This window comes from Xanthomonas sp. JL1, assembly GCF_038405005.1.
This window is the reverse complement of record NZ_JBBYGR010000077.1, coordinates 22,235-28,927: the sequence shown is the minus strand read 5'-3', so window position 1 is coordinate 28,927 and position 6,693 is coordinate 22,235. Positions and strand designations below refer to the sequence as shown.

At 63.3% G+C, this 6,693-nt stretch carries 5 protein-coding genes and 1 other RNA gene; 4 read left to right on the top strand and 2 right to left on the bottom strand.

Translation table 11 applies throughout. The features are described 5' to 3' along the window. The first annotated feature begins 104 nt into the window (after positions 1–104). From WJW29_RS17350 to WJW29_RS17335, 4 genes are read left to right on the top strand one after another with little or no spacing between them, the layout of a single operon-like run. Entirely contained in the window at positions 105–971 is an 867-nt protein-coding gene (locus WJW29_RS17350; protein WP_011408845.1) for a CheR family methyltransferase, read from the top strand. Continuing rightward, positions 968–1,564 carry a chemoreceptor glutamine deamidase CheD gene (gene cheD / locus WJW29_RS17345; RefSeq protein ID WP_011259439.1) on the top strand — a complete coding sequence of 199 codons (597 nt, stop codon included), beginning with the start codon at positions 968–970 and terminating at the stop codon, positions 1,562–1,564. Before WJW29_RS17350 ends, cheD begins: the two co-directional genes overlap by 4 nt. Further along, positions 1,561–2,637, top strand: a complete 1,077-nt coding sequence (locus tag WJW29_RS17340) for a chemotaxis response regulator protein-glutamate methylesterase (RefSeq protein ID WP_011259440.1) — start codon at positions 1,561–1,563, stop codon at positions 2,635–2,637. The genes cheD and WJW29_RS17340 overlap by 4 nt, the downstream gene beginning before the upstream one ends. Before the next feature lie 6 nt (positions 2,638–2,643). After that, a complete protein-coding gene (locus WJW29_RS17335; RefSeq protein ID WP_228329600.1) occupies positions 2,644–4,989 on the top strand; it encodes an EAL domain-containing protein in 2,346 nt (781 codons plus the stop codon). 91 nt (positions 4,990–5,080) lie between these two features. Here WJW29_RS17335 and WJW29_RS17330 read toward each other — a convergent pair. Then, positions 5,081–5,157, bottom strand: a non-coding RNA gene (locus WJW29_RS17330) — sX9 sRNA. Between the two features lie 487 nt (positions 5,158–5,644). Beyond that, positions 5,645–6,460, bottom strand: a complete 816-nt coding sequence (locus WJW29_RS17325; RefSeq protein ID WP_011259442.1) for an alpha/beta fold hydrolase — start codon at positions 6,458–6,460, stop codon at positions 5,645–5,647. Between the last annotated feature and the right edge of the window lie 233 nt (positions 6,461–6,693).

Below are 6,693 nucleotides of genomic sequence, written 5' to 3'. Positions count from 1 at the left end.
CCCCCCAATGCACGGCCGACCGAACCCAACCGCGTGCAATCCACGCATTGAGGCTTCAGTTGCGTGACTACGTGGCCGATATCCAGTGATAGCTCACGACGCGTATGGATATGACGACTACGACCCCCGCTCCAGACACACGCGAATTCGACTTCGGCGACCGCGACTTCAAGCGCGTTTGCGACTTGATCTACCAGCGTGTCGGCATTGCGTTGGCTCCGGCCAAGCGCGACATGGTGTATGGCCGTCTCTCGCGTCGTCTGCGCGTGCTCGGTCTGCGCTCGTTCCGCGATTATCTCGATCAGCTCGAGACCGGCAACGACGAAGAAGAATGGCAGGCCTTCACCAACGCGCTGACCACCAACCTGACCTCGTTCTTCCGTGAGCCGCACCACTTCGACAAGCTGCGCGAAGAACTGCAAAAGCGCGCCTCGCAGGCGCCGTTGAAGATCTGGTCGTGTGCCGCATCCACCGGTGAGGAGCCCTACTCCATCGCCATCACGGCCTGCGAAGCGTTCGGCACGCTGACCCCACCGGTGAGCATCGTCGCCACCGACGTCGATACCCAAGTGTTGGAAACCGCGTCGCGCGGCGTCTATGCCATCGACCGTGTCGCCTCGCTGGACGCCTCGATCAAGCGCAAATATTTTCAGCGCGGCAGCGGTCCCAACGAAGGCAAGTGCCGAGTCATTCCGGCGCTGCGTCAACTCATCGAATACCGCCAGTTGAATCTATTGGCGTCGCGTTACGACGTCGGCGGCCCGTATGCCGCGCTGTTCTGTCGCAATGTGATGATCTATTTCGACAAGCCCACCCAACGCGGCATCCTGTCGCGCCTGGTCAGCCACATGGGCGAGGACGGCCTGCTCTACACCGGACATTCGGAGAATTACCTGCATGCGGCCGATCTGATACAGCCGTGCGGGCGCACGCTGTATCGGCGCGCGCCGCGCGCTGGAGCCTCTGCATGAGTACGGCCGTGCAAGTCGACGACGTCATGCGCTACCGCGATTCGCGGTTTCAGACCATCGCCGCCAAGCTGCTGCCCACCCAGTATCTGGTGGTGGACGACGACACCGCGTTGACAACCACGCTGGGATCATGCGTTGCAGCCTGCCTGCGCGATCCGGTGCTCAAGATCGGCGGCATGAACCATTTTTTGTTGCCAGAAGGCCAGATCGGTGATGGCGCACCCGCGCGTTACGGCAGTTACGCGATGGAGTTGCTGATCAACGACATGCTCAAGCGCGGCGCGCATCGCAAACGCATCGAGGCCAAGGTCTTCGGTGGCGCCAACGTGCTCAAGGGCTTCACCAGCAACCCGGTCGGCACGCGCAATGCAGAATTCGTGCGCCAGTACCTGCAGGCCGAACACATTCCCATCATTGCCGAAGATCTGTGCGGCATCCATCCGCGCAAGGTGTGGTTCTTCGCGACGACCGGTCGCGTCGCCGTGCAGCGTCTGCCGCATGCACACGAAGCCGAAGTCGCCGCGACCGAATCGGCCGTGCGTGCCCGTCTGTCCAAAGCACCGGTCACCGGTGGAGTGGAGTTGTTCGAATGACGCTGGAAACTCCTGTGCGTGTGTTGATCGTCGACGACTCGGCGGTCGTACGTCAGATGCTTACCGAAATCCTTTCGCGCGATGCCGGCATCGAAGTGGTCGGCTCTGCCGCCGACCCATTGCTGGCACGCGAAAAGATCAAGCGCCTCAATCCGGACGTGATCACGCTGGATGTGGAGATGCCGCGCATGGACGGCCTGGTGTTCCTGGAAAACCTGATGCGCCTGCGCCCTACCCCAGTGGTGATGATTTCATCGCTGACCGAACGCGGCGCCGACACCACCTTGCAGGCGTTGTCGCTGGGCGCAGTGGACTTCGTGTCCAAGCCCAAGATCGACGTCGCACGCGGGCTGGAAGGTTATGCAGAAGAAATCGTCAGCAAGGTCAAGATGGCCGCCAAAGCCAAGGTCAGCGCACTGCACCGCCCCAGCGCGCCCAAGGTCACGCTCGATATGCAATCGGCACCCATGCCTGGCAGCGCCCTGCGCTTCCGTACCACCGACCGTCTGGTCGCCATCGGCGCGTCCGCCGGCGGCACTGAAGCGCTGCGCGTGGTGCTCGAACACATGCCCGCCGATGCGCCCGCGGTGGTGATGACCCAGCACCTGCCGGCCAGCTTCAGCACCGCGTTCGCCGAGCGCCTCAACCGCCATTCCGCCATGTCGGTGCGCGAAGCCACTGACGGCGAAGCGATCCTGCCCGGTCACGCATACCTTCCACCGGGTGGCCAGCATCTACGCATTATCCGCGACGGTGCGCGTTGGCGTTGCCGTATCGACGATGGTCCGCCGGTCAATCGCCACAAGCCGGCGGTGGATGTGCTGTTCCGCTCTGTCGCCGCAAATGCCGGCGCGAATGCGGTCGGCGCCATCCTCACCGGAATGGGCGACGACGGCGCGCGCGGGCTGCTGGAAATGCTGCAGGCCGGCGCGCCGACCTTGGTGCAGGACGAGGCCAGCAGCGTGGTCTGGGGCATGCCCGGCGCGGCCTACAAACTTGGCGCCGCGCAGGAAGTGGTGCCGTTGGACCGCGTGGCCGAACGCTTGCTCGCATTGTCGGCCCAGGCACGCTGATCCAGCATGGCCGCGCATCCTTCGCACCCGAGCGACCCGACGCTTCCACTGACACCGGGAAGCGCGACGGACGCGGCGGCCGATCGCACGCCTGGGACGGCTGAACCGGTGCATGCGGACACGCCAAGCCACGAGCTGGTCAGACCCGGCCCGGTCACCGCTGGCATGGCCAAGGCCGGCGAACAGCCTGAGCAACGCCGTTCGCGCCTGTTGGCCGAAGCACTGGATGGCAGCAGCAGCGCCATTCTCATCTGCGATCTGCAATCGCGCCTGCTGTATGCCAACGACGGCTTCCAGCGCATGTTCGGCTACACCGAAGCCGAGCTGGTCGGTCAGCGTCCATCGGATGTCTTGACCCGCGCGCAAAGCGACCAAAGCGAAGTCGCCCGTGTGCGCGATCGCGCCGATGCCTTGCAGCACACCCGCGCCGAACTGCTGGTGTACCGCAAGGACGGCACGCCGCTATGGATCTCGCTCAATTTCAACCCAATCTACGACGCCGACCACACCCCCTTGCATTACGTGGCGGTGCTGACCGACATCACCGACACCAAGATGCACGAGGTATTGCAGCACCGCGTGCTGGAAGCCTTGCTGCAGGAACGCCCGTTGATCGAGGTGATGACGCTGATTTGCACCGAGGTCGAACGCATTGCACCGGACGTGCTGGCCGCGGTGACGAGTGCGGACAATCAAGGCCGCCTGCATTCGCTGGCGGCACCTAGCCTGCCACCCGAGTACGCCGATGCGGTCAATGGTTTGAAGATCGGCCCGGGCGCAGGCGCCTGCGGCACCGCGGCCTGGCGAGGTCGCGCGGTGATGGTGGAAGACATCGCGACCGACCCGCTGTTCGAACCATGTCGCGAAACGATGTTGCGCTGGGACCTGCACGCCTGCTGGAGTACGCCGATCCGCTCCAACAGCGCGCGCGTGCTCGGCACCTTCGCGCTGTATTACCGCAAGCCGCAACATGCCAATGCCTGGCATATGCGGCTGACCGATTTGTGCCAGCAACTGTGCACGTTGGCGCTGGAGCGCGAGCAGATCCGCCAGCGCGTGCATCAACTGGCGTTCTACGACACGCTCACCGGTTTGCCGAATCGCATCATGTTCAGCGCGCGTGCCGAGCAGGCGCTGACGCAGGCCGAATACGCCGGCGAACCGGCAGCGTTGGTGTTCATCAACATCGATCGTTTCAAACTCATCAACGATAGCCAGGGTCATGCCGCAGGCGACGGTCTGTTGCGCGATATCGCCCTACGCATCAACGATCAACTCACTGCCACAGCGATGCTGGCGCGCCTGTCAGGCGACGAATTCGCGCTTGCGCTGCCGCAATGCAGCGCAGAACAGGCCAGTGCCGTCGCCGAGCGTGTGTTGGTCAGCATCGCCAACCCGTTGCCGGTTGGCCATATGACCGTGCATCCCTCGGCCAGTATCGGCGTGGCGATGTTTCCGGAGGACGGCCGCGAGATCAACATCCTGTTGCGCCACGCCGATCTGGCGATGAATCGCGCCAAGAAGGAAGGCGGCGGGCGTTTCCGCTTCTTCAGCGCCGACATGAACCGCATGGCGCAAGAACGCGTTGCGCTGGAAGCGGAGCTGCGCCAGGCCATCGGCCGCGATCAGCTGCAACTACATTACCAGCCGCAAATACACAGCGCCGCGCCGCACACGCTGTATGGCGTGGAAGCGCTACTGCGCTGGAATCATCCGCAATTGGGCGCGGTGTCGCCGGCACAATTCTTACAGGTGGCCGAAGAGCAAGGCATGATGCCGCAGATCAATGCGTGGGTACTGCGCAGCGCCTGCCAGCAGGTCGCCGACTGGCGCCAGCGTGGCGTGCCGGTGGCACGTGTCTCGGTGAATCTGTCGGCAAGCGGTTTCGAAAGTCCACGCATGCTGTCGGATTTGCTCCAACTTATCGCCGACATGGGCGTAAAGCCCTCCGACCTGACCCTGGAACTGACCGAAAGCGTGATGCTGTCCGGGCAACCGGGCGTGCTGGAAAACCTGCACGCCATTCGCGAAGCCGGTATCTCGCTGTCGCTGGACGATTTCGGCACCGGCTATTCCAGTCTTAGCCATTTGCATCGCTTGCCGATCGACGAACTCAAGCTGGACATGAGCTTCGTCCGCGATATCGAACACAGCGAAGACGCGCGTGCACTCATCACCTCGGTGCTGCGCATCGGCGAGCACCTGCGCAAGCACGTGGTCGCCGAAGGCGTGGAAAACGAAGCACAACGCCTGTTTCTCGCCGACCTGGGCTGCGAGGTCTTACAAGGCTACCTGTTCTCGCGACCGCTGCCGGCCGCAGCGCTGGAAGCTTGGTTGGGCGCGCAGCCTTAGCGCGTACAACAAAACGACTGCGCGGCCGGTGCTCGGAATCCTCATGCAACGCGATTGCGGCATGGATGCTGCGCACTCGCGTTCCCAGAGCGGCTAACAACACGTAGCGAGCCGCTCTCAGGTGGACGCGGACGGCGCGCTCACAACCGCAGTGGACGCGCGGTCCATGCCGATTCCGAGCACCGGCCGCGCGCGCCTGACAGCGGCTGCGCAGTCGTGTTGTTAGCCGCTCCTAGCGTCTGCTGCAGGGCCCTTGCCCGCCCACCATCGCGAGACACGCTGCAAGTACGTCCATGCACGCACCTTGGCTGCATCCATGCCGCCAAGGGTCCCGCGACGCTGGGCAGGCCAGGACCAGTCGGGCTGGTCGGTGCGTAAAGTTGCACAGAAGCGATCAGCAAACTGGGCGACGCTGTACCCGCGTTCTCAACAAACAACCAGCCAACGATCTGGCACGGTGCCCTTGCCGATTGCGGGACCGTTGGCGGCATGCAGCCGCCATCGAGCTGCCATGGACGGGTCAGCGGCGTGTCCCACGAGCGATGAGGACACCGCAGACACGACCAACCGAACTTTGCCTCAACTGGTTGCGCACGTTCCAACCGCTGGCAAAGCGATCACGCGCGGCCTTCAGCAGTCATGCCAACACTCGGCCTCACTGCAACGTGCGCTGCAACCATCCCAACAGCTGCGCGTTCACGAACGCCGGGTTTTCCAGCGATGCGATATGCCCGGCATCAGGCACCAGCTCGTAATCGCAGCCGATGACCTCGGCCATCATCCACAACTCTTCCGGCGGGCGCGGAACGTCGTATTCGCCACCCAGCAGGAACGTGTTGGCAGGGTTGAGCGCAGCCAGCGTTTCGAGCCGATCGTCGCGTCCGAAGATCAGCCGCCCTAGCGGCACGATCGAAGCGCGCAACTGCTCGGGCGATAGCGCCGCCAGACGCTGCGCGAACGCCGCCGGCAACGCAGACTGCAGATCTATATCGGCACGGAAAAAAAGCGGCACGATCGCTTCGACCAAGTCGGCAGTCACCTCCCCCGCCGCATCGATCGCATCGAGCAACGCGAAGTAGCGCGTGCGTGCCGCCTGCGATTCGGCACCCATGAAGGTGTCCATCAACACCAGGCTGCGTACGCGCTCCGGCGCGCGCATGGCCAATTCCGCGCCCCACATGCCACCCACCGACAGACCCACCACCGCGCATTGCGGCAGCTCCAGCGCATCCATCAGCGCAAGCATCTGATCGGCGAGATCCCCCACGGTCTGCGTGCCCGCCGGCAAGGGGTCTGATTGCCCATGCCCCCACAGCTCGGGAACGATCACCTGGTAATGCTGCGACAGCGCCTGGATCTGCGGCTCCCACATCGCCGCGTCCCAAAGGTAACTATGGCCAAGCAATACCGGGAAGCCGTCACCGCGTTTCGTGTAATGCAGCGTCTGAGCGGAAATTGTGCAAATAGGCATTGGCATCAAACGTGGAGTGGTAGACCAGCCGGACTCTAGACCCGCAGACTTCAGATTTTTGTTGCAATGCGGCAATTCAGTCAGCTGGTATTTGCTTTAAGGAACCTCTGAACTACTGTTTCGCCCGCTTCCGATCAGTAGACCGGGGCAGTCTTCACAACTCGCAAGTCATTGATTTTTAGCGTGCGCGACCACTGCGATCAAGCGAAATCCCAGGTTCGCTCGCAACGCCA